Source organism: Defluviitoga sp. (assembly GCF_035349255.1).
GTDB lineage: Bacteria > Thermotogota > Thermotogae > Petrotogales > Petrotogaceae > Defluviitoga.
The window spans coordinates 62,863-88,084 of sequence record NZ_DAOPSE010000003.1; the positions used below are offsets into that span (position 1 = coordinate 62,863).

At 30.4% G+C, this 25,222-nt stretch carries 24 protein-coding genes; 14 read left to right on the forward strand and 10 right to left on the reverse strand.

Annotated elements, in window-relative coordinates; genetic code table 11:
- The 10 genes from dxs to PKN74_RS01845 form a co-directional block, all read right to left on the reverse strand.
- Positions 1–1,848, reverse strand: coding sequence for a 1-deoxy-D-xylulose-5-phosphate synthase (dxs, locus tag PKN74_RS01800; RefSeq protein WP_472307993.1), 1,848 nt, complete (start codon positions 1,846–1,848; stop codon positions 1–3).
- An 87-nt stretch (positions 1,849–1,935) separates the two neighbouring features.
- On the reverse strand, positions 1,936–2,370 hold the full coding sequence (gene nusB / locus PKN74_RS01805) for a transcription antitermination factor NusB (RefSeq protein ID WP_472307995.1): 435 nt from the start codon (positions 2,368–2,370) through the stop codon (positions 1,936–1,938).
- The gene (locus PKN74_RS01810; protein ID WP_472307997.1) at positions 2,363–2,842 is read right to left on the reverse strand and encodes an Asp23/Gls24 family envelope stress response protein; all 480 of its coding nucleotides are present in this window, start codon (positions 2,840–2,842) and stop codon (positions 2,363–2,365) included. The genes nusB and PKN74_RS01810 overlap by 8 nt, the downstream gene beginning before the upstream one ends.
- A 131-nt stretch (positions 2,843–2,973) precedes the next feature.
- Entirely contained in the window at positions 2,974–5,427 is a 2,454-nt protein-coding gene (gene mutS, locus PKN74_RS01815; RefSeq protein ID WP_472307999.1) for a DNA mismatch repair protein MutS, read from the reverse strand.
- Positions 5,428–5,515: 88 nt separating this feature from the next.
- Positions 5,516–6,130, reverse strand: coding sequence for an ATP-dependent Clp endopeptidase proteolytic subunit ClpP (gene clpP / locus PKN74_RS01820; RefSeq protein ID WP_472308001.1), 615 nt, complete (start codon positions 6,128–6,130; stop codon positions 5,516–5,518).
- 1 nt (position 6,131) lies between these two features.
- Entirely contained in the window at positions 6,132–6,422 is a 291-nt protein-coding gene (locus PKN74_RS01825; RefSeq protein ID WP_472308003.1) for an extracellular matrix/biofilm biosynthesis regulator RemA family protein, read from the reverse strand.
- Between the two features lie 117 nt (positions 6,423–6,539).
- Entirely contained in the window at positions 6,540–6,797 is a 258-nt protein-coding gene (locus PKN74_RS01830; RefSeq protein WP_472308005.1) for a hypothetical protein, read from the reverse strand.
- A 65-nt stretch (positions 6,798–6,862) separates the two neighbouring features.
- Entirely contained in the window at positions 6,863–8,266 is a 1,404-nt protein-coding gene (gene xseA, locus PKN74_RS01835; RefSeq protein WP_472308007.1) for an exodeoxyribonuclease VII large subunit, read from the reverse strand.
- A complete protein-coding gene (gene rsmI, locus PKN74_RS01840; protein ID WP_472308009.1) occupies positions 8,244–8,924 on the reverse strand; it encodes a 16S rRNA (cytidine(1402)-2'-O)-methyltransferase in 681 nt (226 codons plus the stop codon). Before rsmI ends, xseA begins: the two co-directional genes overlap by 23 nt.
- Complete coding sequence (locus tag PKN74_RS01845; RefSeq protein ID WP_472308011.1) at positions 8,924–9,412, reverse strand: hypothetical protein; 489 nt, start codon at positions 9,410–9,412, stop codon at positions 8,924–8,926. Before PKN74_RS01845 ends, rsmI begins: the two co-directional genes overlap by 1 nt.
- Before the next feature lie 493 nt (positions 9,413–9,905).
- On the opposite strand from PKN74_RS01845, the gene acpP reads away from it, so the two are divergent.
- The 14 genes from acpP (at position 9,906) to PKN74_RS01915 (ending at position 25,189) form a co-directional block, all read left to right on the forward strand.
- Positions 9,906–10,163: an acyl carrier protein gene (gene acpP / locus PKN74_RS01850; protein ID WP_472308013.1), complete on the forward strand. Its 258-nt coding sequence runs from the start codon at positions 9,906–9,908 to the stop codon at positions 10,161–10,163.
- A gap of 323 nt (positions 10,164–10,486) precedes the next feature.
- Complete coding sequence (locus PKN74_RS01855; protein ID WP_472308015.1) at positions 10,487–12,097, forward strand: CTP synthase; 1,611 nt, start codon at positions 10,487–10,489, stop codon at positions 12,095–12,097.
- Between the two features lie 106 nt (positions 12,098–12,203).
- Complete coding sequence (locus PKN74_RS01860; protein ID WP_472308017.1) at positions 12,204–13,649, forward strand: alpha-amylase family glycosyl hydrolase; 1,446 nt, start codon at positions 12,204–12,206, stop codon at positions 13,647–13,649.
- A 360-nt stretch (positions 13,650–14,009) separates the two neighbouring features.
- Positions 14,010–15,230, forward strand: a complete 1,221-nt coding sequence (gene arcA / locus PKN74_RS01865) for an arginine deiminase (protein ID WP_472308019.1) — start codon at positions 14,010–14,012, stop codon at positions 15,228–15,230.
- A gap of 123 nt (positions 15,231–15,353) precedes the next feature.
- Positions 15,354–16,064, forward strand: coding sequence for a hypothetical protein (locus tag PKN74_RS01870; RefSeq protein ID WP_472308021.1), 711 nt, complete (start codon positions 15,354–15,356; stop codon positions 16,062–16,064).
- Between the two features lie 8 nt (positions 16,065–16,072).
- Positions 16,073–17,239, forward strand: a complete 1,167-nt coding sequence (locus PKN74_RS01875; protein WP_472308023.1) for an LCP family protein — start codon at positions 16,073–16,075, stop codon at positions 17,237–17,239.
- Positions 17,226–18,329 carry an ABC transporter permease gene (locus tag PKN74_RS01880; protein ID WP_472308025.1) on the forward strand — a complete coding sequence of 368 codons (1,104 nt, stop codon included), beginning with the start codon at positions 17,226–17,228 and terminating at the stop codon, positions 18,327–18,329. Before PKN74_RS01875 ends, PKN74_RS01880 begins: the two co-directional genes overlap by 14 nt.
- 204 nt (positions 18,330–18,533) lie before the next feature.
- Positions 18,534–18,977, forward strand: coding sequence for a nucleoside-diphosphate kinase (ndk, locus tag PKN74_RS01885; protein ID WP_472308047.1), 444 nt, complete (start codon positions 18,534–18,536; stop codon positions 18,975–18,977).
- Positions 18,978–19,184: 207 nt separating this feature from the next.
- Complete coding sequence (gene glgD / locus PKN74_RS01890) at positions 19,185–20,306, forward strand: glucose-1-phosphate adenylyltransferase subunit GlgD (protein WP_472308027.1); 1,122 nt, start codon at positions 19,185–19,187, stop codon at positions 20,304–20,306.
- Between the two features lie 16 nt (positions 20,307–20,322).
- Positions 20,323–21,582 carry a glucose-1-phosphate adenylyltransferase gene (locus PKN74_RS01895; RefSeq protein WP_472308029.1) on the forward strand — a complete coding sequence of 420 codons (1,260 nt, stop codon included), beginning with the start codon at positions 20,323–20,325 and terminating at the stop codon, positions 21,580–21,582.
- 53 nt (positions 21,583–21,635) lie between these two features.
- Positions 21,636–22,607, forward strand: a complete 972-nt coding sequence (locus PKN74_RS01900) for a DUF4899 domain-containing protein (RefSeq protein WP_472308031.1) — start codon at positions 21,636–21,638, stop codon at positions 22,605–22,607.
- Position 22,608: 1 nt separating this feature from the next.
- Positions 22,609–22,884 carry a hypothetical protein gene (locus tag PKN74_RS01905; protein ID WP_472308033.1) on the forward strand — a complete coding sequence of 92 codons (276 nt, stop codon included), beginning with the start codon at positions 22,609–22,611 and terminating at the stop codon, positions 22,882–22,884.
- 16 nt (positions 22,885–22,900) lie between these two features.
- Positions 22,901–23,779 carry a radical SAM protein gene (locus PKN74_RS01910; RefSeq protein ID WP_472308035.1) on the forward strand — a complete coding sequence of 293 codons (879 nt, stop codon included), beginning with the start codon at positions 22,901–22,903 and terminating at the stop codon, positions 23,777–23,779.
- Between the two features lie 36 nt (positions 23,780–23,815).
- Positions 23,816–25,189, forward strand: a complete 1,374-nt coding sequence (locus tag PKN74_RS01915; RefSeq protein ID WP_472308037.1) for an ADP-ribosylglycohydrolase family protein — start codon at positions 23,816–23,818, stop codon at positions 25,187–25,189.
- The last annotated feature ends 33 nt before the right edge of the window (positions 25,190–25,222 follow it).

Sequence of the window (25,222 nt, forward strand, 5' to 3'; positions counted from 1 at the left end):
TCACCTTCTCTTTAAAATCTTGTCATCGATATCTAACTGATTAAATATTTCTTCGAAGTTCTCTCTTATAGATTCTACATCTAAACCACATTCTCGAAGTTGCTCTTCACGGGTACCGTGTGAAATAAATTCATCTTTTATACCAAAGGCAAATATATGTTTATCTCGTAACTTGTATATTTCTTCATTGAAACCACCTTTTAAGCTACCTTCTTCAAATACAAGTATATACTTTGCTTTTTCTTTCAATGTTTTCATGACAAAATCGTCTAACGGTTTAACGCTGCGAACACCTATTATATTTAGATCATATTCAGATAAAGCTTTCTTAACAGTTTGAGAAATGGTTCCAACTGCAAGAACATAAATATCAGAATCTGACTTTTTTAAAAATCTCCACTCTCCATCTACTATTTTGAGATTTTCTATTACTTCTGATATATCAATTTTTTCACCATCTCTAGGAAAACGAATAAACCTAGGTTTTTTTAACCCTTGAATAACTGACGTATAAATCATATCGGCTAAGTCTTGGGCATCTAAAGGAGCCCAAATTTCAACATTAGGAATTAGTCTACTATAAGAAATATCAAAGACACCATGGTGAGTAGGGCCATCTTCGCCAACCAACCCCGCTCTATCAAGCAAAAGCAAAACAGGTGCATTCTGTAAGGCAACATCATGAATTAACGAATCGAAAGCTCTTTGCATAAACGTAGAATATATATCAACAATCGATAAAACTCCTCCTAATGAAACGGCTGCCGCAGTAGTCACCACACTTGCCTCTGTTATCCCCAAATCAACAACTTTTTCGGGAGCAACCTCTTGCAAGATATCAAGGCCCGTACCAGATGACATTGCAGCTGTAAACGCTATAAATTCAAAGCTTTTAAGAGAAGCAAGCGTGTGACCTACAATTTTACTATAGGAAATTTTATCTTCTTTTTTTGATACTCCGTGGTATTTAACTGGAGCATTTTCTATCTTTTCAAAGCCCTTTCCTTTCTTTGTAAGTACGTGCAGTATAATTGGTCCTTCATCATAATCTTTCATAAAATTAAAATATTCTTCTAGTTTTTTTATATCGTGACCTTCCACTGGTCCATAATATTTTATTCCCATATCCTCAAAAAAAGCAGCAGGAGAAGAATAAACCACATATTTTAAAGCATCCCTAAATTTTTTCAAAAGATTCTCAAAATCTTTTCCTACTTGAGAATCCTCTAAAGAGCTTTTTAATACTTTCTTGGTTTCTGTATATTCTTTCTTTACCCTAAATTTGTTAAGAAGCTGTGATAAAGCGCCAACATTTTTTGATATAGCCATCTCATTATCATTCAAAACGATCTTAACATTTGCACCTTGATAGTTCAACTGATTTAAGGACTCAAGAGTCATTCCGCATCCCAAAGCTCCGTCTCCAACGACAGCTATTATGTTTCTTTTTCTATGCTTGACTTTATCAGACAAGAAGAAACCTAACGTCGCTGCTATTGCTGTACCAGCATGACCTGCACCAAACTTATCAGCACTTGATTCAAAAATATTAGTGTATCCACTTATACCTTCTTTTTTCCTAATATTTTTAAATTCTTTCCATCTACCTGTTAGAAGTTTATGGACATAACTTTGATGACTAGTATCCCATATTATTACATCTTCAAAAGGGTCAAATACTCTATACAATGCTAAAGTTAATTCTACTATTCCCAAATTAGATGCAAGGTGGCCGCTGTTATTGGATATTACTGTATATATATATTTTCTTATTTCTTTAGCTAATTCTTCTAATTCTTCATAACTCATATTATTAAGCATTTTATAAAGAGGAATATCTGTTTCCATCGCAATATAATGAGATTTTTACCTAATAAAAATCTCACTTCCTCCTTTCCCGCTACTATATATTTGTTAGCAAGAAACCTTTGCTCTCTAAGTGAGCAATGCTTGAGAACGTGCTATTTTATTAATAACTCCATTTACAAAACTTGCAGATTTCTGTGATGAATAAGTTTTTGTTAATTCTACAGCCTCGTTTAAAATTACTTTTACAGGGATATCCTTTTTATTTAAAAGTTCGTAAACACAGATCCTCATAGCTGTTTTTTCAACATTTCCAATTCTTTCAACGGGCCACCCTTTAGAATATTTGTCTATCAATGAATCATAAAAAGATTTTTTATTATAAATTTCTGTCACATACTTTTTTGCTTCTTCATAGTATTCTTTTCCTAAATTAACTTGCTCATTAAGCTTTTCTAAAGTAAAAAGTATTTCATCTAAAGTTGAGTCGTTTATATCCATTTGAAAAAGGCTCTCAAATACTATCTTCCTCATTAATCTTTTTTGAAAAACAGAATCATTCATTTTTTTCGTCTTTCTCCTCTGCTTCTTCGTTTGAATAATCTTCTGCCTTTTCTTCTTTTATCTCTTCCCTTTCTTCTTCCTCTTCTTCTACCTCTTCTTCCATATATTCTTCCATAAATTCTTCATACTCTTCTTCAATTTCCTCTGGTTTAGCTATAGTTTCAATCGTAATGTCAATGTTTGAAACGTATACTTGAGCTAGCTTTTCTAGCTCCTCTTTTATTTTTCTTTGAACCCTTTTAGAATATTCTACGATGTTCTCTCCGTATTTTGCCGGAATTTTTAAAGATACACTAACACTTGTATCATCATTTACCGAAACTTTCACACTCTTTTGGGTGTCTTTTTGAATTTTTTCATTGAATATTCTCTCTTCTTTTAAATATTTTTCAACTGTTTTATAAACCATATCTTTTAAAACATTTTCAGAAATACTAATTGTACCGTAATCATTTTGTTCAGTAAGTGGCATGCCACCAACCTCCTTTTTGATATTTTCAAAAGAAACAAACAATTACTTTGAAAATTTTTTATTAATTATACTTGTTATCACAAATCCAATGCAATTCAGAATCATATGGTTCTTAAAAATTATATCACAAATCAAAACATTTTTAACTGATTTTCTTGAACCTTATAGCTCTTCTTTTTGATGTTTTTAACCTTTTTTAATTTATTTTCAAGGTCTGCTCTATCAGATAATTGTTCGAGTACCTCTTTTGCTCTTTCTACAATTTCCGCAGGAAATCCCGCCAATCTTGCAATTTCAATTCCATAACTGTTATCACTTGTGCCATCTTCTATTTTATGCAAAAAAATTACACCTTCCATTGTTTCTTTTACTTTTATTCTTTTGGCTACCACTTCATTATAGATGTAAGACATATAAGTTAGTTCAGTGTAATGCGTTGCAAAAATAGTATTGCATTTTTTTACCTGAAATAAATATTCGGATATTGCCCAGGCCACAGAAATTCCGTCTAAAGTACTTGTCCCTCTTCCAACTTCATCCAGCAAAACTAAACTTCTTTCAGTTGCCCTACTTATTATTGTAGACATTTCCAACATTTCTACCAAAAAAGTTGATTTTCCTGTTACAATATCATCTCGGGCTCCTATTCTAGTAAATATTCCATCATAAATTGGAAGTTCTGCCTTTTCAGCAGGAACAAAACATCCAATTTGAGCCATTATACTGATAATTCCAGCTTGTCTAACGTAAGTTGATTTTCCACTCATATTTGGACCTGTTAAAATTATGTAGAATTTATCTTGATCAAATATTAAATCATTTGGAATAAAATTACTTACAAAACGTTCTACTACAGGATGCCTGCCGTTAATTATTTTTGCTTCTCTTGATTCCTCCAACATTTTAGGCCGTGTATAATTGTATTTCACACTTGCTTGGGCAAAAGATCTAAAAACATCAAGTTCGGCTATTCTATCTGCTAATTCATTTATTTTGGTTACGTATTTTTCTAGTTCTAATAAGATTTTATCAAATAATTCTTTTTCTATAGCTTTTATTCTATCTTCTGCTAACGTTAATTTCTGTTCTATTTGACGTAATTCTTCAATAGTAAACCTTTCGGTATTAACCAATGTTTGTTTTCTAGTATAATGTTGTGGGACTTTTGCTAATTGAGTTTTAGGTATTTCAATATAAAAACCGTAGACTTTATTCCTGCCAACTTTTAAACTATTAATCTTCGTCAATTCTTTTTCTCTTTTTTCAATTTCTGTGAGAATCTTATCAATGTTTTTTAATATATTTCTATATTCATCTAGTTCGCCATGTACTCCTTCTTTTATAACCCCTCCACTGCCTACGTCTGTAGAAGGTTCTTCATATATAGACTTTTCTATTAATTCCTTAACCTCGTGTAAGGTATCTATTCCATCGAAAAAGTTATTAATTCCCGGATTTGTTTTCACTGATTCAATAATATAAGGGAATATTTCCAAAGAATCTTTCAATGCTATTAAATCCCGAGGTGTGGCTTTATGTAAGGATATCCTAGAAGAAATTCTTTCTAAGTCTTTTACATGAGACAAATATTCTTTTAATTCTTCCATTAAAAGATGATCGTTTTTTAGAGATTCTACATAATTTAGTCTTAGCTCAATTTGTTCTTTATTTAGTAAAGGAGTTATAATAAAATCTCTCAATTTTCTATTTCCCATACTGGTTTTTGTGAACTTGAGGATATCATAGAGTGTTTTTCCCTTGGTTGACGAAGACGGCAAAATTCCCAAATTTTCTATCGTGTTTGAATCCAAAAGCATATATTCTCTTGTCTTAAAACGTTTTGGAATTTTCATATGTTTAATTTTAGAGAACTGAGTAAGTTCTAGATATTTTAAAACTGCGTCTGCTACTTTTAGTTCTTCCTCATTATAATCCATATAATCAAGACTAAAAACTTTGTATGTATTCTTTAAGTGATCCTTGAAGTTACTAGAAAAATACCATTCTTCCAATACCTCTACATACATATTTGGAAACATATCTTTTATTTCTTTATATAAAAATTCAACTTTTTTTGATAAGAGAATCTGTACAAATCCAAAAGAATAAATAAAATCTAGAAGTTCATTATCAGTAAAATCAAAAGTATCTAAGTAAAATTCACCTGTAGAAAAATCAAAAACCGCTAGAATGTAGCTATCCTCATTTTTTGATATCAAAGTAGAAAATCTATTAAACTCATCTATCATGCTATCGTCTACTATTGTTCCCGGCGTCAATACCCTCGTAACTTTTCTTTCAATAATTCCTTTAGCGCTTTGTGGATCTTCCACCTGTTCACATATAGCTACTTTATATCCATTGTCTAATAACTTTTTTAAATAATTATCAAGAGCATGGTAAGGTATACCTGCCATTGGATGACCATTTCTCTTTGTTAAAACTATTTGAAGCGTTTCACTAACCTTTTGAGCATCTTCAAAAAAAGTTTCATAAAAATCTCCCAACCGAAAAAGCAATATTGAATCTTTATACTCCTCTTTTATTTGAAGATATTGCTTAATCATTGGAGTTAAGTTGGCCATTTCAAATAACCCTCCAAAATGTTTAAGAAAAAGGAGGACGCAGTGGTTCGGCGCCCTCTTTTTTATTTTAAAAAGACTAATGCTTACCTCACTTTTTTTGAGAATTTTCTGTAGTTTCACCTTTGGTGGATATTACTTTGTCTATAAGGCCGTAATTTAAAGCTTCTTGTGCATTCATAAAGAAATCTCTATCCGTATCTCTTTCAATTTTTTCGAAAGGTTGACCTGTATGAGTACTTAGTATATTGTTGAGATCATTCCTTATTCTTAGAATTTCACGAGCATGTATTTGGATGTCTGCCGCCGAACCTTCTGCTCCACCCCATGGTTGATGTATCATAATTCTTGAATTTGGTAAAGAATATCGTTTTCCTTTCGATCCGGCTGCCAACAAAACTGCACCCATCGAAGCCGCCTGCCCTATACATATAGTTGAAATATCAGGTTTAACATACATCATTGTATCGTATATTGCCAAGCCAGCGGTAACAGACCCTCCAGGAGAATTAATGTACAAAGAAATATCTTTGTCAGGATCTTGGGATTCTAAAAAAAGAAGCTGGGCTATTATTAGATTTGCTACATCATCATTTATCACAAAGCCCAAGAAAACTATCCTATCTTTTAATAGTCTAGAATATATATCGTACGCTCGTTCATATCTTCCTTCAGTTTCAATAACTACTGGTAAAGGTATAGCCATTTTATCGCCTTCCTTTTCTTACTTTTTCTATTACTTTATCTGCAGTAAGAGGTGTTAAAACTATTTGTCCACTATCCATATAAATAACTGTCTTAACTCCTTTTCCATATGTGGCATCTATTAAGCTTGTTGAACCCTTTATAGTCCCATCATCTTCGTTTTCAAACTGCGTTATTACATCGATACCTTGATAAATCTTTTTAATTTTTGAAAACTGAATTAAATTAGCTGGAACAATGGAGTGTATTCTTTCAGTCGGAATATACACACCTTTACCAACTGAAACAAACATATTTTTCCTCCTCTACTTTTTTATACATTTTCATTATACAAAAAGAATATTATGTTTTGATGAATAAATTTTTAATCCGTTAATTATTTATATTTTTAAGTAAACTCTCCGTGAAAACTACATATCAGTAAATTGACTTTTAATTTTCTCGTATTGTTCGTCTATTCTTATTTTTTCTTCTTTTAAAGTAACTAACTTTTTTCTTGCATAAGTTAATATTTCTAAAGCTTTTTTATAAATATGAAGAGCATCTTCTATATCAATATCTTCTCTTTCGTTTTGAAAGTAGTCATTTATTCTTTCCAATAATTCTAATTGTTGCTTGAAACTCAACTCTTTTATTTCTTCTTCAGTAAGATTAATTATATCTTTCATCTTGCCACCTTCTTAATTTATTTCTTTACATAGTCGTTCTTAAAATTTTAAAGGACTTGTTACTTTCACCATTTATAAATTTTGTCTATACTTGAATCTGCACGTCCGTCTTTAAAAATAAGACTCACTTGTTCACCCTCATTCAGACTAGAAACAGAATCAACAATCTCTTCATCTTTTTTTATTAATACTCCATTATATAAAAAGGCCGCAAAGGGACTTGATTCAGTTAACCGTTGAAAAATATTTATTAGAGAATTATCTAGTTTGTCAATTTTATTCTTCATTCCTGTAAGAATATTCGTTTGAAAAGTTTCGATATCTTTTAAGAAATTTTTTAATAAAAAATTCAACAAATTTGCGGTACTTTCTAATTTGTTAATATCAATACTTTTTTCGGTATATTCAAAAATTAATTTTATCTGCTTATTATATTTTAAATAGTTATCATCAAGTTTTCTAAAACAATTCATTATATCTTGATTGATATAATATTTTAAATTGTTTACAGTATTAAAGGAAATTAAACTTTCTGTTCTTGAATAAATCCCGTTAAAATACATCATCACATCTTTTTCAAGAAATTCAATTTTATCTACATAGTAATTAATTTGATTAACGATATCTCTTGAAACTTCTGTGGGAGTAGAATAACTTTTCCAACTCACATAATCAGGAATTGTTCTATCTTGTTCATGACCTATTCCTACTACAACTGGTATTTTTTCATTAAATCTTGCAATTAAATATGCCAGTTCTAAATCATCAAAATACATCAAATCGCTTTTAGAGCCTCCTCCTCTGATAATAACAACAATATCATAATCTATTTTTGATTTCAATATAGCTCCTAAAGCATATTTGATACCAGGAACAGTATTAACTCCTTGCATGGGGGCAGGATATAAATGTACTACAGGAATAAATCTGGCATGATTTATGTTTTTTAAGAAATCACCAAAACCTGCAGCTGTTGGTGATGAGACAACCGCTATTTTTTTAATAGGCTCTAATTCAGTTAATTCATGCTCTACTTTTCTTAAAAGTCCGTTTTTCTCGAGTACTTTTAATATTTCCCTTCTTTTCTTTTCTATTTCTGAATCTCCAAGAGGTATTACATATGTTCCATGAACCACATATTTAGCTTCTCTTTTCCAAAAATTAACTATTCCCCCAAACTTCCATCTTTTGTTTGTAAGCTCTTTTTCAGATTTAAGTTCACAGTGTTCAAGAAGATAAGGAACCGACGATTGATTGAAAAACACTGTTATAGAATAATTTGAATTTCTTACTTTCTGAGATAATTCAATGTATAAATCGCCCTTTTTACTGTATTTAGCATGAGTTACGTCACCTATTACCTCTATCTCTTGCCCATACATTGGAGAACTTACAAAAATGGAGTTGAGATATTCAATAAGTTCTTGTATTGATTCAAATTTAAATTCATTTTGTTGGTGAAATAACAACTGTTAATTCTCCCTTCACTCTGTCTTTAGATTCAAAGAATTTTATTGCTTGATCGACATTTCCTCTAAAAAATTCTTGATGTAATTTGGTCATCTCTCTAGCCACAAATAATTCAACATTGCCCATATGATCCTTAATTTCTTTCAAAGTTTTTATTATACGATTTGGAGACTCAAAAAAAACTATTGTGCTTTCTATCTCTTTTTCATTTAACTCCCTTAAAAGCCTTCTCAATTTTTTATCCCTTGGTAAAAAACCCAAAAAAAGAAATTTCGAAGCTCGAAACCCACTTAATGCTAAAGCTGTTGTAACTGCAGACGGGCCAGGTGCTATGTCGATTTCAATACCTTCTTTCCAACATTCTTCAATTAGGTTTGCGCCAGGGTCTGAAACAGATGGCATTCCTGCATCACTGACTAACGCTGTGAGATCATGCTTTTTAACAAGGGTAATAGCCTCATTTAAAAGTCTTTCAGAATTTATTTCATTAAATGTAAATAATTCTTTTTTCCCTAAGTTATAATGATTGATAAGTTTTAAAGTAATTCTTTTATCTTCAGCTATAACCAGATCCGCTGTTTTTAATATTTTAAGGGCTCTATAAGTTATATCTTCTAAGTTACCTATTGGTGTACCCACTATATAAAGCTTTCCCATTAGCTACCGTTTTTCCTCCCAAAAAAATTTTTTGAAACTTCACACCACGTATTTGAATTAATATTTTTCCAAAAAGTCTCCCATTCACAAATATATTCTCCTGCAAAATCTGTATTATTATAACCCTCTTTATAGGTTAAATCTTCCAATTCTAAATACAATGACCCAAGGAAATTTCTTAAATAACCATCTAAATCAACATTTTTAGTTTTTTCTTCAATTTCCAATAAATACTTTATTTCTTTTAAATCCTTTTTATAATTAATACAGTTGCAGGGATTTAGTAATTCGTCTACTACTATTTCTGGATCATAATTTAGAAAATATCTAAATTTCATTACCAATTTTTGGTTTTTTAAAGATTCTGGATTAACCATGTTTTTATTAATTATTTTTTCTTTTTCTTGTCTTAAACCTTTTTCGATTTCTTTTTTGAAGTTTAAAGTCCATATCTCTTCACCATCAACTTTTTCTAATCTTGTTCTCACACCAAAGTTGTCATACCATTGAATAATTAGGCTTTTCCTAAGATTTTGGGAAACTACTCTATTAAATGCTTCTTGATTTTTTATTCTATATTTCCTTTCTCTCTCAAAACTCATAATTATATGTTTATATACTCAAATCTCCTTTTATTTTCTACAAATTACAGATTACATTATTATTTAATACTCTTATCTGTTAAAATTGTATATCCCTCTTCTAAAATTTGCCAATTTTTAAGATCTTGAAAAAATAATTAAAAAAAGCAAAATATACCTTTATTATTATATCATATAATAAACAACATAATAAACAACAAAAATAATTAGAGACTTCAATTTTAAAATAATAATTTGAATAATTACTAAACAAATTCTAGTTAATATACAAAATTTTATATAAATTTTACTTTTTAGAAAATTATTAACTTGACAAAACTTATTTAACTAATTATAATTAACTCGAATTTTATAATTGATCAAAGAGGAGGTATTAGTTATGACAAGAGATGAATTATTCGGAAAGGTAAAAGAAATTATCGTAGATACATTGAGTGTTGATGAAGACGATGTTACTGTTGATGCATCTTTCACAGATGATTTAGATGCCGATTCATTGGAATTGGTTGATTTGATCATGGCATTTGAATCTGAATTTGGAATAACAATAGAAGATGAAGAGTTGGAAAAAATTCAAACGGTCGAAGATGCCGTTAATATCTTAGCTGAAAAACTAAACATAGACGACGAAGATTAACCCAGAGAGGGGAGCTCTTGCTCCCCCTTATTTTTTGATCAATTTTGTATGTTCTATATTTTCAGCTACTTTTGAAATAAAGAGTTTCTAAGAATAAGTTCTAAATTTTAGTAGGGTACAAGGTGATGCCCTATTTAATTTATTTTAAATATAATATTAAAATACAGTACAGTAGAGAAGTGTTTCGATAAATTTCCATAAAAACATAGAAAAACTAACTATATATGTTTTATCTTCTTTAGAAACGAAAAATTAAAGAATATTTTTAGAACATAAAAAGCATATAATTTATCTACTTCTAAGAAAGGAGAGAACCTAAAAATATGAGTGCAAAAAAATATATAATTGTTACAGGTGGAGTTCTAAGCGGAATTGGAAAAGGTGTTACCTCTGCTGCTATAGGAAGACTTTTAAAGGAATTTGGATTAGAAGTAAATTCTTTAAAAATCGATCCTTACTTAAATGTTGATGCAGGAAATATGAACCCTAATCAACACGGGGAAATTTTTGTCACTGAAGATGGTTATGAGGCCGATCTTGATCTTGGTCATTATGAAAGATTTTTAGGCATAGACATGAAAAGATTTAACAATATGACTGCTGGACAAGTATACAAATCTGTGATAGAAAAAGAAAGAGAAGGAAAATATTTAGGAGCCACTGTTCAAATGGTTCCACATGTAACTGGGCGTATAAAAGAAAGAATAGAAGAGATTGATTCTGAAATATTACTCGTAGAAGTAGGAGGAACTGTTGGAGACATTGAAGGAGAAATATTTTTGGAGGCTGTAAGAGAATTATCTTTTGAAAAAGGTAGAGAAAATTTTCTGTTTATTCATGTAACTTTTGTTCCCTACCTTAATGTAACAAACGAATTTAAAACCAAGCCGACACAACAATCTATCCAACTTCTAAGAAGGATAGGTATCCAACCTGATATGATTTTGGTAAGAACAGAGAAAGAAATAGACTTACCGAGTTTAGAAAAAATAGCGCTCTTTGGGGGAGTACCTCTCGAGTTTGTAATTAACCTTCCAGATTTAAATAACGTTTACGAAGTTCCTGAAGAGTTAAACAAAAAAAATTTACCTTTTCTGATTTCTAATAAATTAGGGCTTCCAACAAATAAGAGCTGTCGCGAAAACATTAAATTGAAATCACCAAAAACCTTCAAGAACCTAAGAATAGCCTTAATCTCTAAATACACAGGAACTGATGATGCTCACAAAAGCATAATGGAAAGCATTTTTTTAAGCGGAGTTAACAGACCAGACATTATAAATGCAGATGAATTAGAAGAAATGGAGGAAGAAAATCTTAAAATATTCTTAAAAAAATATAGTGGAATTATCATTCCAGGAGGTTTTGGCAAGAGAGCAATTGAGGGTAAAATAAAAGCTATAAAATATGCGAGGGAACATAAAGTACCTATTCTAGGAATTAGTTTAGGCATGCAGTTGATGGTAATTGAATTTGCAAGGAATGTTAAGGGTTTGGTGGGAGCTAATTCTACCGAGTTTGATGAAAACACTCCCTATCCTGTGGTGGATTTAATTGAAAAAATTTATAATCTTTCAAATAAAGACAACGAATATGAATACAACAAAATGAGGCTAGGTGCCCACAAAATCGATATTTTACCCAATACAAAACTTTACAATATATACCCAGAAAATACCATTTTTGAAAGACATAGACACAAACACGTTGTTAACTACGAAAAGTTCCCAGAAATATTTGAAAAATCAACAAATAACTTTGACAAGATCACTATCGCTGCTATGTCAGATTTTGTAGAGGCAATCGAACTTAAAAATCATCCTTTTTTTATAGGAGTACAATATCACCCAGAATTTAAATCCAAAGTAGGTAAGCCGCACCCACTTTTTCCAGCTTTCATAGAAGCCGTTGAAAATTATTCCAAAGATAATTGAAGTAAAACTTGTAAGAATTAGGAATTAGTGTGATTAGTCATTAAAAAGATAATTTTACTGAGGTGTAAATTAAGAACCTTGAAAAAATAAGGAGGCCTGAATTATTATGAATTTTTATGAATTGTATTTAAGATCCTTTTATGACTCTAATGGTGATGGATTAGGAGATTTTCAGGGATTAAAGCAAAAAATTGATTATATTTGTGAATTAGGAATTGACCATGTGTGGTTATTACCAATTCTTATGTCTCCTGCCTTCCACGGTTATACAATCTCTAATTTTTACAAAGTTAATCCAGTCTATGGTACTTTAAAAGATTTACAAGAAACTTTGGATGAAGGGCATAAAAAAGGTTTGAAGTTTATACTTGATCTTCCAATAAATCATGTAGCAGTAACCTCAGAATGGTTTCAGAAAGCTTTAAAAGGAGAAGAGCCTTATAAAAATTGGTTTATTTGGGCTAATGAGAAAGCAGATATAAACGAAAAAAGGCATTGGGACGACAGCAAAATTTGGTATCGAATAGGAAACAAGTACTTTTATGGAATATTTGGTCCAGCTTCACCTGACCTTAATTTTGAAAGAAGAGAATTATGGAACGAAATGAAAAAAATTTTCAAATTTTGGTTAGATGTGGGTTTCGACGGTTTCAGATTGGACGCTGCAAAACACATCTTCGACTTTGATACGGAAAATATGAGATTTAAATATCAACATGAAAAAAATGTTGAATTTTGGAAGGAAATGGTTTCTTATATTAAATCAATAAATGAAAATGCAGTAGTAATAAGTGAAGTTTGGGACTCCCCTGAGATAGTAAGAAAGTACGAAGGCATTTTTGATATAGGATTCAATTTTCCTTTGGCAGAAGATATAAAAATGACTCTAAAAAGTGAAAGCACTAAGAAATTCGTAGAAACGTTAGAAAAATGTATGCCGGAATATTTACCAAACGGTGAAGTTCAATCCGTTTCTGGAAACTTCTTAACAAATCATGACATGACAAGAATTATTTCAGATTTAAAAGATGAAGAAAAAGTAAAATTGGGCCTGACTATGATTTATACTTTACCTGGTGTTCCTTTTATTTTTTATGGTGAAGAAATAGGTATGAAAGGTGTTCCTATCGACGTCAATTACACCGAAGATAGCCAAGAACCTTTTCAGTGGTACGAAAATGGTTTTGGTATTGGTCAAACTGAATGGAAGGGTTGCAAATTCAATCCTCCCTACTCAGGAACATCTGTAGAAGAACAAACTATGGAATTTAATTCTATTTTGAATACAGTTAAATCTTTAATTTCATTTAGAAAGACTAACCCTTGGATAGAAACATCCAAAATTAAAGTATTGAAATTTGACCAAAATGTGGTAGAATTAAGCGCTTATGACCAATTAAATGAAATTATAACCTATTACAACTTAAAATCATCGAAAAGCTCGATTTTTCTCCAAAATGGAAAGGAATTATTATCGATTGGTGAAAATCAAATTAATAAAAATAAATTAACTTTGTCTCCTTATGGAGTTTATTCAATAAAAATAAAATGATAAACAATATTTACGTAAAGAAAAAATTTTTAACACTTTAGAAATATAGAAATTTTTGAGGAAAAGTTCTTAAATCTTAAAATATTTAACAGACACCCAGGGAGATATTTATATTTATATAGTTTTGTTTGGTATAACCGTGGATGTAATACTTATTATCCTAAAGAAATATAAAGTAGTTTAAGGAATAAAATATCAATTAATTATCTCCTATTTTAAAATAAAAAATCTTTAAATAAAGCTTCACATTTAAGACGAAGCTTTATTTTTTTGTAATGCATTTTCCTACATTTCGTAGTATAATTAATTAAATACACGTTTTATAGCACTTGAAAAAATATTTGGTGGTGAAAAAGTATCATGGATCTTTCTGTATATTCTGAAATAGGGAAATTAGAAAAGGTACTTTTACATAGGCCTGGCAAAGAATTAGAAAATTTAGCCCCTTTTTATCTATCAGACTTATTGTTTGATGATATACCTTTCTTAAAAAAAGCTCAAGAAGAACATGATTACTTTGCAAAAATTTTAGAAGATAATGGTGCTGAAGTTTTGTACCTTTCAAAATTATTGGAGGAGACTCTTGCAGAAGATCGTCTTAAAAATCAATTTTTAGACGAATTTTTAGATTTTTCTGATATAAAAAATAAATTTATTTTTGAATTATTAAAAGATTATCTACTATCACTAGAAACAAAAGAAATGATTAATAAAATAATAGCCGGGGTTAGAACGGATGAATTAGATATTAAAAAGAATATTTTCTCTTTACGAGTAAGAAGGGTTGATATAGAATTGCCTTTCTTCCTAAATCCCATGCCAAATCTTTATTTTCAAAGAGATCCTGTTGCTATTGTAGGAAAGGGCGCTTGTGTAAATAGAATGAAAACAGGAGCTAGACGAAGAGAGGTTATGTTGATGGAATATATACTGAAATATCATACGGATTTCGAGGGAGTAGAGTTTTACTATGAGAAAGAATTTCCATATTCTATTGAAGGAGGAGATATACTAATTCTAAATGAAAAAACTCTTGCAATAGGAATTTCTCAAAGAACTTCTCCTGAGGCAGTAGAAATCCTAGCAAAAAGATTTTTTGAAGAAGAGAAGGATTCCTTTGAAAAAATAATAGCTTTTATAATTCCTCATAATAGAGCATATATGCATTTAGATACAATATTCACCATGGTTGATTATGATAAATTCCTTGTTCACGCAAATTTGAGAGGAGACTTAAAAACATTTACTATTTTTAAAACAGACAAAGGTTTTGATTTCCAGGAACAGGAAAAACCTTTAGAAGAAATATTGAAAGACCATTTAAATTTGGATCATGTACATCTGATAAAATGTGGCGGAGGGGATATCATTGCTTCCCACAGAGAACAATGGAATGATGGCTCAAATTGTTTAGCTATTGAGCCTGGAAAAGTAATAGCTTATGATAGAAATTATATTACAAATAAAGAGATGGAAAAAACGGGAATACAGGTTTTCACGATACCTTCAAGTGAGCTCTCAAGAGGTAGAGGAGGACCTAGATGTGCTAGTATGCCCTTAATCAGAAAACATATAGTATAACAAAGGTGTTAATGTATGAATCTTAATTTGCATGGTTAAAATCTAACCAGAAAATAGTACTAAACTAACTTGAAAAAACGTGTATAATATAGCTTAATATCAATAACTACGGAGGTGTAATTTGTGGCTAATGTTTATGTTGGTGGTAAAAGTAAAAAAAGAGGTAAAACTTGGTTAATTTTTATAATAATTATCGTTGCAGTAGCAGCTTTTTTTGGATTTATGTTTTATAAATATAAAAATCTTACATCTTCGCCTGTTATAACATCTGATAAGATAACTTATACTATTTCATACAATGACGACTTATATTACGTGAGAATCTTAAACAACAATAGAAAAATAATGATCCTAAAAGTAGAAAACGGTACTACTTTCCCAGGACCGTACATAACTTTGACTTCAAATAATTTGGAAAAAGCTACAACTGATTTTCTTAAATTGTTTGAATTAAATTCTAACTTTAACTATCACTTTTATTTAAATGATGCTTTGGCTAATGAGTTAACAAACAAATTGAGTGGAAGTAGTATGCAAGGTATTGATGGTCTATTTAATTCTCTAAAGACCAATAAAATTTCATTTTGGAAAGTATTCAGTTATAAAAGCTACGTTAAAACCGTTAAGGAGTATGATAGAAATACTAATCTTGATGAAGAAGGATTCGTTGCACTTATTAAAGGTTTTTCACAATATGCTATAACAAACTACGATAAGTTAACTATACCTACACTTTTAAATCAACCCATAATAGTAAATATTGGAGCTCAAAGTATTGAAAGAAAATATGCAAACCCTGATGCTTTTCTAAGAATCAAAGAAATTCTGGAGTGAAAAAAGATTTGAAAACCGTTATTGTACATATTTTTTCTTTTGTTTTGCTATTTTTCTTAGTTGTTAGCTTTATAGCACCATTTTTTTTAAATATAAAGGGTAGAGAAAAATCTATTGATCTCCCTTACTATTTTTTAGTCTTAGGAAGAGATGAAGATTTAGAAAACACAGTCCGAACAGATGTAATTATTCTAGCAGGTTTAAACAAAGGAAAAATTCTTCTTTTATCTATTCCAAGAGATTTAATAGTTAATATTGATGGCAAAGAAAGAAAAATAAATTCTATATATGAAACTCATGGTATAGAAACCTTAAAGAGAGAAATAGAAAAATTAACTAAGGTTCCTATACAAGATTACATAATATTTGATTATTCTATATTTAAAGAAATAGGTAATCTTCTAGGACCTGTTGATATCTATCTAGAAAAGGATATGCAATATCAAGATTATCATCAAAACTTGTATATAGATTTTAAAAAAGGAAACAACCAATTAACTGGAGAAGAACTACTAGCATATGTTAGATACAGAGACGATTTGGGTGATCTTGGTAGAATAGAGAGACAGAAAAACGCTATATTTGCTTTAATGGAAGAGGCTAAAAAAGCTAATGTAATAAAATTATCTGAGGCTGCTGATCTTGTGTTAAAAAATACTATTAATACCTTTGAATTAAATGAGTTGTTATTCTTATATGCGTACGGCAAAGATGCTACCTTAAATTTTATTCAATTTCCATATCAAATTGTTGATAATTATATAATTGTTGACAATTCGAAAATTAGTGATTTGCAGCGAAAACTCTCTACTTTCGAAATAGAAGAAACAACACAAGAATCAAAAATTTGGATTTTATTTACTAAAAACTTTAAAAGTAGCGTCTATAACTTTTACACCTTTGTTTTTTCCACATGGACAAGCCCAGGTTACCAGATAAAGGTTCTGGATGAAAAGTTTGACCTTTTGAGTAGTGACCACTGTTATGTTTTTTTTAAAAATTTAGATGAAGAAAAAAAAGAAAAAGTAATGAAAGACCTTGAAAAAACATATAAAACAGAATTTGTAGAAGTAACAGATAAAATAAAATATTTTGAATTAATTAAGTTTATTGCGGACAATCTCATTAATACTCTTGACTATGATGTTTTGGTGGTACTGAATGACAGATGGTAAAAAGAATTTAAATGTTGTTTTTATGCTAGCTAAATCGTTTTTCAAAAGATCAAAAAGCCACTTCAAATTTTCTCTTATAGCTATGTCCATAGGAGTGTGGGGTTTAATAGTTGTGAGTTCAATAATAAACGGATTTAGTAGTGTTCTAGTTGATTCTATTACATTCTTTTATCCTCATGTAGTAGTTTACGGATACTATGATCAAAATTTGCCAGAAGTATCCTCTCTAATTCATTTTAAAATTACCGGGACGGCAATTTTTAACAAAAATCAGCTTTTTTTCTCTCAATTATTTGAAACAAATGATATTTCTTTTTACAAAAACTTTTTAACTGAAAGTTCGGATACAAGTGGATTAATAATTGGTAAGAAATTATCAGAAAATTTAGAAGTAGACATTGGACATAAATTAATTTTAATAACTATAGATAAGTTCTTACCTTTTACCCAAGAATATATCGTGTCAGGTATTTTTAATTCAGGTGTTCAAGTTTATGACTCTAATTTAATACTTCATGAAAATCCAAACATTGATCCAAAAATGTTGAGTTATACTGGTATATTTTTAAATAATCCAAAAAAATCGAAACAATTTAAGCAGAAATATTTAAATAATTATTCCGCTCTAACTTGGGAAGAATCCAATGAAACATTGTTAAAAGCTGTACAATTAGACAGTTTATTCGCTTTTATTATCACTTTTTTTATAATTTTAATATCTGGATTTAGTGTTTCAAATGCTGTGTCTTTTTCTGTATTTACAAGGAAAAGAACAATAGGAATTTTAAGAGCTTTAGGTCTGAATAAAAGAGAGATATCTCTTATATTTGTTATCGAATCTTTTTTAATTTCATTAATAGGCTTTTTTATTGGAGATATTCTTGGCATAATTACCTGTTTATTTCTGATATTATTGAAAATTCCTCTACCTCAAGATTTATTTTATGTTAATTATTTACCAATAAAAATACTACCAAGTACTTTCTTAATCGCATTTGTTACAAACACCCTTGTTTCCATCTTGTTTAGCTTTATCTCATCTCAACGAGCGGCAAAAATCAATCTCGTAGAAGCTTTGAGGGAGGAGTAATTCTTAAAACATCTTATAATCTATCTTTATTTATCGTGTATAATATTGTTAGAAAAAAGACTTTGAGTTTAAATAACCATATAACAAAAACAATAAAGTGTAACCTCTTCCTACTGTTTGTTAAAAGATAGCGCTAAGTATTGATGAAAATTCTTAGGATTTACAAAGTAAAAAAACATACGTCAACAAGGAGGAATAATCTTGATAGAAAATCAATTTGTTATGATTAAACCTAATGCCATAAAAAGAGGATTGATTGGAAGAATTATTGAAAAATATGAAAATAAAGGATTAAAAATAGTGGCTTTAAAAATTATTCAGATGAAAGAATCTCAAGCACAAGCTTTATATCAAGAACATGAAAAAAAGGATTTTTATCCATCTCTAGTAGACTTTATTTTGTCTGGTCCTGTTATTGTTATGATAGTTCGAGGTCCAAATGCTGTACAAGCTGTAAGACAAATAAATGGAGCCACTGATCCTTTAGAAGCTGATGTGGGGAGTATTAGGGGAAAATTTGGTTTAACTATAACAAAAAATATAGTTCATGCTTCTGATTCAAGAGAAAATGCAGAAAGAGAATGGCGTATTTTTTTTGATGAGCAAGAGATTGTCAACTATTCATTAATAGGCGAAAACGAACTATAAGTCAATCTTTGCTCATGATCTCAATGCTAGTAACAAGTAAATTACCTTACTTAAAGGCGGTTTACAAGGCATAAGTCTTCTGTAATTTCAAGGGTTAATTTTGTCTTATACGACACGGATGAAGTTTAAGAACATGATATTTGGATAAGTGTTTGCTAGCCTAGCTAAGTAAAATATTTACATGTTAAAGGAAAAGAGGTGAAAAAGATGAGAGTCATGGGGCTAATATTATCTGGTTCAAGTGAAGACAACCTTGATAAATTGACTATTAAAAGAACAAGTGCCGCTGTACCAGTTTTCGGAAAGTATAGAGCAATTGACTTCACTTTAAGTAATATGGTTAATTCTGGAATAATTAACGTAGGAGTATTAACTCAATATAATCCTAGGTCTTTAATGGATCATTTGGGAAGTGGTAAGGAATGGAATCTCGATAGAAAACGAGGAGGACTTTTTATTCTTCAACCTTTTATGAGCCCTGAAAATCCCAAAATGCATTATGAAGGAACTGCGGATGCGCTTTTTCAAAATTTAACTTACTTAAGAAGATCTTCGGAAGATTTTGTGTTAATTGGTTCTGGAGATCATATTTACAATATGGACTACAGAGATCTATTCAAGTTTCATGTTAGAAATGGCGCTGATATTACTCTATTAACGAGAACTATAGATAAAGGTACAAAATTAAGCGATTATGGTCAAGTTGTTACTGATGAGAACAACAGAGTGCTAAAGATATATGAAAAAGTTCCTAAGCAACACTCAGACAAAATCTTTTTAGGAGTTTATTTTATGAATAAAGCTTTTTTGATGGAACTGCTATATGCTAATGTCCCTGATGGAAAGTATGATCTCTTATTAGACATAATTATCCCAAACCTTTCAAAACTTCGAGTTTTTTCTTATGATTTCAATAATTACTGGCGAAATATTAAAAAATCTGTTAAGGAATATTATGATACAAATATGGATATATTAAAAAAAGAAATAAGAGACGAGCTGTTTTATAATCCTGATAGAACCATATACACAAAACTTCGTGACTCAGCCCCTCCAAAAATTAATATTAATGCTCAAATTAAAAATTCTTTTATTGCAGATGGTTGTATAATAAATGGAGTAGTTAAAAACTCCATACTTTCTAGAGATATCTTTGTAGGAGCTGGTGCAGTAATAGAAGATTCAATAGTTTTACAAGGAAGTGTAGTAGAAGAAGGAGGAATAATTAGAAAAACAATTATTGATAAAAATGTAAGGGTTAGATCTGGCAAAAGACTAGAATGTATAGGTGATGAAATAAGCTTGATAGAGAAGGGCGCGATTATCTAAAAATGGAGGGATTTATATGAAAGTTATTGGCGTTATTTTAGCCGGTGGCCAAGGAAAAAGATTAGGAATCCTTACAAATACTTTAGCAAAACCCGCTGTTCCTTTCGGTGGAAAATACAGAATGATCGATTTTACATTAAGTAACTGTGTTAATTCTGGCATTAACACAGTAGGAGTGGCTACTCAATATATGCCTCATCGATTAGTAGAACATTTAGGAATTGGAAAACCATGGGATCTTGATATCAAAGGCGGAGGGCTTCATATATTGCCACCATATCTAAGTAGATCTGGAACATCTTGGTACAGGGGAACAGCCGATGCAATTTATCAAAATATGGAATTTCTGGATAGATATAGACCGGATTTTCTGGTTGTTCTTTCAGGAGATCATATTTACAAAATGGATTACAACAATATGATTGATTACCATATAGAAAGAAATGCCGATTGTACAATAGCTTGCATGGAAGTACCTGTTTCAGAAGCTCAAAGATTTGGCATAATGGTTACAGATCCTTTTAACAAGATAGTAGAATTCCAAGAAAAACCCAAAAATCCTAAAGGAACCCTAGCTTCTTTAGGAATTTATGTGTTTACCTGGAAATTCTTGAAAAATGTTTTAATAGAAGATTCACAAGATCCAAATTCTGATCATGATTTTGGGAAGAACATTATTCCTAAAATTTTGGAAGAGAAAGCCAAACTTTATGCCTTTAACTTTGAAGGATATTGGAGAGATGTCGGAACAATTCAATCATATTTAGATAGCAATTTAGAATTACTAGCTCCTCTACCCTTTCTAGATTTACATGATGAAAGTTGGAAAATTTATACCCAGTCAGAAGAACTGCCACCGGCTTTTATAGCAAACTCATCCGAAGTAATTAAAAGCATCACTAGTGAAGGTAGCGAAATTTATGGAACAGTTGAAAACTCGGTTATTTTTCAAGGAGTTACTATTGCAGAAGGGGCGGTTGTAAAAGATTCTGTGCTGATGAATCATGTTTTTGTCGACAAAAATTCATATATTGAAAAATCGATAATAGCAGAAAACACTTTTATAGGTAAATCGGTCAAAATTGGCGTTGGAAAATTTGCCGAATCAAAAATTGACAAAAAAATATACAATTCTGAAATTACAGTTATTGGATTTAACACCAAAATTCCAGATGGGGTGGAAATAGGGAAAAATTGCTCTATTGATAACTATATCGATCTTTCAGAATATAATATAAAAGAAATAAAAAGTGGCGAAGGCATTATCAAACAATAAAATATAACTTCCCTAGTTTGATTTCTCTGATTATAAATAAGGAGAATAAACATATGGACTTCTATGCTGTTAAATTTATAGCTGCGTCTAACTTAACTGGAGAAACCTATGTTGGATATATATTTGGGAAAAAAGGGCAAAGCCCTCAATTCAATGTTGTGGTATTAAACAGAAGTCAACTAAAAGAATTCGAAATTCCTGATATTACTAAAGACTATCTTGAATTTAAATCAGACGTTGATATGCTCTATTACCAGTTGTCTAAAGAAAAGGACAATTATACCCTGACTCAATTTAAAGCTTATTTTTATAGCGTTTTAAGAAAAATGAATTTTGAAATTGTAGGAACAAAAATTTTTTTAGCCGTTGAGGAAAATGATGTATATGTTCTGAAGTCTTTAATAAATGACATATTAAGTGAGTGGGCGGGCGAGACAAAAATAAAACTAGTAGCACAAAAATTTGATTATAAAGATTTGACATGGATATCTGCTGTAAAAGAAAAAGGTGAAAAAGGTTTTGAAGAGTATCTTAATAGACCAGATGTTAAAAATGCTAAAGAAGTTTTCCCAATAATTGATCCAGTAGAAGGTTACCCTGTGATAAAACTAGATGTAGGTGAACCTATAATAGTTCTAGAAATAGATAGGGAGAAAGAAGAAAATAGGGAAGATCCGGGTAATATTTTAGAAGGAAAAGTCATTTCTAAAGAATTAATTCCTTCAACGAGTTATTTATTTTTAAAAATAGATTTGGGAAGACATGGAATAGGAAAAACAATAGTACACCAAGATTTAAAAATAGCAATAGACCAGAATAAAATACAAATTTTAAGAAAAGCACGTGATGCCCAAGAAAATAAAGAACAAAAAGTAATTGGCGATTTATTCGATAATTTACAGAAAGACAATAGTTTTTATGATCGCCGTAAAATAAGTTCTTTTGATGTTATTATCATTGGTGGATTTTCTATTATAGCGATACTTTTAATAATTTTAATAGCTGTTTTACTAGGGGCCTTTTAATATGAAAATTATATTAACTTTCATTATTATGGTTCCTATAATTATTTTTTCTATACTTTCTTATCATTATGTAGGTCAAATAGTCAGATATAGAAATATTAAAAATGTTGAAATAAAAGAAGCTCTTGATCTTATAAATGAAGTGGAAGAAATATATGCGCTTCCTTTGGAAGAATTTTTACAAAGATGTGAAATCAAAGACACCATAATAACTACTGAAGCTACCATTTATATCTTTGAACATGATGGGTATGACTTCTTGTATATATCTAAATAAATGGAGGATCAAAATATTGAGGGTCTCATATGCCACAGCAATTGAAATGAACTTAAAAAAAGGTAAAATTAACGCTGATAATTATACTGCCTACATTCTAATTGGTGAAAAATGCATGTATAATTGTTCTTTTTGTTCAAAAGCACAAGAGTCTGACAGCAAAGCAGATCTCTTGTCTAGAGTAAAGTGGCCAAAGATAACTTTGGAAGAATTTGTTAACAACTTTAATGCAAACAAATTCAAGAGGATTTGCATTCAGGTGGTTTCTTCCTCAGATTATTGGGCGGAATTAGATTACGTGCTAAATTTTCTTAAAGATAAGAATATAAAAGTTTCTGTCTCAATAAGACCAAAAAATATTGAAGAAGTAAGATTTCTTTTCAAAAAATATTTAGTAGATACTGTTGGAATTGCACTAGATGCAGCTAATGAAAAACTTTTTAGAGAAATTAAGGGTGGTAGCTTTAAATATCTTGAAGATTTTTTGATAGCAATTTCAAAAGAATTTCCAGGAAAAATAGCTACTCATATAATTGTTGGATTAGGCGAAAGTGATGAAGATATTGTTGATACATTATTAAAAATGAATAAGTATGGAATAATTGTTAGCTTATTTGCTTTCACTCCTATTAAAGGCACAAAATTAGAAAGCTATTCTAGCCCTAGTTTAGAAAGATACAGAAAAATTCAATACGTCCACTACATAATTGAACACTTCAATGTTACCAAAGATATCTTCTCTTTTGATTCAAACGGAAATATAATGAAGTTTCCCCAGTTTGAAATAAATAACGAAGAAGCTATGAAGACATCGGGTTGCTCATGGTGTACGCGTCCTTTTTATAATGAAAAACCGGGGAAAAAATTATATAATGTACCAATTCCACGTTTGTGAATTTTTTACTTAAAATTAGAGCAAGGAGAAGTTTAAATGAAAGCATGGGAAAATGAATTAAAAAGAAGAAAAAACGCTAAACCATCAAAATTAAGCGAAGAAAATTGGGAAAAGATGCAAGAATTAAGCATATTTCCCGACGATTTACTGTTAGCTTTTTGGGAAAGCAATGTACCTGGTTCCGATGCTCCAGAATCGATGATTGTTGGAGCTGTCCAATCAGTTGAAAACATGGGGAGAGATGTTTCAAAAGCAGAAATCTTATTAGAAAAAGGATTCCAATATCTAACGACTGGTGACTACCCAAAGTTAAAAGCTATAATCAGCGAAATATTTTATTTGCTCGACAACGCTCCAATCATAGAAAGTCATAGTTTTCACAATTATAGTAGACCTTTAAAATGGGAAGAGATTTCCAAATCTTTTCCTCAAACAAAATTCACTCCCTCCAACAATGTTGATCTAAAAGATAAAATTCATGGTGGATGGCTTGGACAACTTGCAGGCGGTTCTATGGGTACAAGATTGGAAGGATACACTCATGATGCTCTAGAGCAAGTTTATGGGGATGAATTAGGTCATTATATTGGAGAGGTGTCTACTTTAAATGACGATGTAACTTACGAATTAATCTTCTTAAAAACATGTGAAGAAAAGAAAAAAGAAATATCTTCTATCGACATTGCAAAAAATTGGATTAGCTACATTCCTTTTGGATGGAGTGCAGAATTAATAGCTCTTGAGAATATTAAGAGAGGAATTTTTCCGCCAGTCTCTGGATATTTTCATAATCCGTTCCAAGAATGGATTGGTGCCCAAATGCGATGTATGGTTCAAGGATTAATCGCCCCTGGTGATCCGTATAAGGCTGCAAAGCTTGCATTCATTGATTCTCAAGTCTCACACAGTGGGAATGGCATATATGGTGGGATACACTCTGCAGTAATGACCTCTTTAGCCTTTGTTCTAAACGATCCTAAAAAAATTATAATAGAATCCTTGCAATATATTCCAAAAAATACAGAATTTAACAAAATTGTACTTGATGTGATAAAATACTGCCAAGAAACGAGCAATTGGCTTACAGTTTTAAGAAAAGTAGAAAACGATTTCGAAAGTTATAATTGGGTTCATCTTTACCCAAACACTGCGGCTGTAATAACTTCTTTATGGTTTGGAGAGGGTAATTTTGATGAATCAATGAAAATTGTTGCCTCTTTTGGATATGACGTAGACTGTAATGCAGGTGAAATCGGTACAATTTTAGGAATTATATACGGTAAGCAAAATTTGCCTAACCACTGGTCTAATCCTTTAAAAAACTGTTTAGAAACATATCTCCCTTTTTTCAAAAAAATGAAGATATCTGATCTGGCAGAATGGACATATGAACTAACAAATATCACCTGATATTTTAAAGTATTTGTTAAGAAGATAATTAAA

Coding starts and splice junctions, on each gene's coding strand:
- acpP (WP_472308013.1), top strand. CDS start 9,906: ATGACAAGAGATGAATTATTCGGAAAGGTAAAAGAAATTATCGTAGAT.
- arcA (WP_472308019.1), top strand. CDS start 14,010: ATGGATCTTTCTGTATATTCTGAAATAGGGAAATTAGAAAAGGTACTT.
- glgD (WP_472308027.1), top strand. CDS start 19,185: ATGAGAGTCATGGGGCTAATATTATCTGGTTCAAGTGAAGACAACCTT.
- PKN74_RS01855 (WP_472308015.1), top strand. CDS start 10,487: ATGAGTGCAAAAAAATATATAATTGTTACAGGTGGAGTTCTAAGCGGA.
- mutS (WP_472307999.1), bottom strand. CDS start 5,427: ATGGCCAACTTAACTCCAATGATTAAGCAATATCTTCAAATAAAAGAG.
- PKN74_RS01830 (WP_472308005.1), bottom strand. CDS start 6,797: ATGAAAGATATAATTAATCTTACTGAAGAAGAAATAAAAGAGTTGAGT.
- nusB (WP_472307995.1), bottom strand. CDS start 2,370: ATGAATGATTCTGTTTTTCAAAAAAGATTAATGAGGAAGATAGTATTT.
- PKN74_RS01905 (WP_472308033.1), top strand. CDS start 22,609: ATGAAAATTATATTAACTTTCATTATTATGGTTCCTATAATTATTTTT.
- clpP (WP_472308001.1), bottom strand. CDS start 6,130: ATGGCTATACCTTTACCAGTAGTTATTGAAACTGAAGGAAGATATGAA.
- dxs (WP_472307993.1), bottom strand. CDS start 1,848: ATGGAAACAGATATTCCTCTTTATAAAATGCTTAATAATATGAGTTAT.
- PKN74_RS01900 (WP_472308031.1), top strand. CDS start 21,636: ATGGACTTCTATGCTGTTAAATTTATAGCTGCGTCTAACTTAACTGGA.
- PKN74_RS01895 (WP_472308029.1), top strand. CDS start 20,323: ATGAAAGTTATTGGCGTTATTTTAGCCGGTGGCCAAGGAAAAAGATTA.
- PKN74_RS01880 (WP_472308025.1), top strand. CDS start 17,226: ATGACAGATGGTAAAAAGAATTTAAATGTTGTTTTTATGCTAGCTAAA.
- PKN74_RS01915 (WP_472308037.1), top strand. CDS start 23,816: ATGAAAGCATGGGAAAATGAATTAAAAAGAAGAAAAAACGCTAAACCA.
- PKN74_RS01825 (WP_472308003.1), bottom strand. CDS start 6,422: ATGTTTGTTTCAGTTGGTAAAGGTGTGTATATTCCGACTGAAAGAATA.
- rsmI (WP_472308009.1), bottom strand. CDS start 8,924: ATGGGAAAGCTTTATATAGTGGGTACACCAATAGGTAACTTAGAAGAT.
- PKN74_RS01860 (WP_472308017.1), top strand. CDS start 12,204: ATGAATTTTTATGAATTGTATTTAAGATCCTTTTATGACTCTAATGGT.
- PKN74_RS01810 (WP_472307997.1), bottom strand. CDS start 2,842: ATGCCACTTACTGAACAAAATGATTACGGTACAATTAGTATTTCTGAA.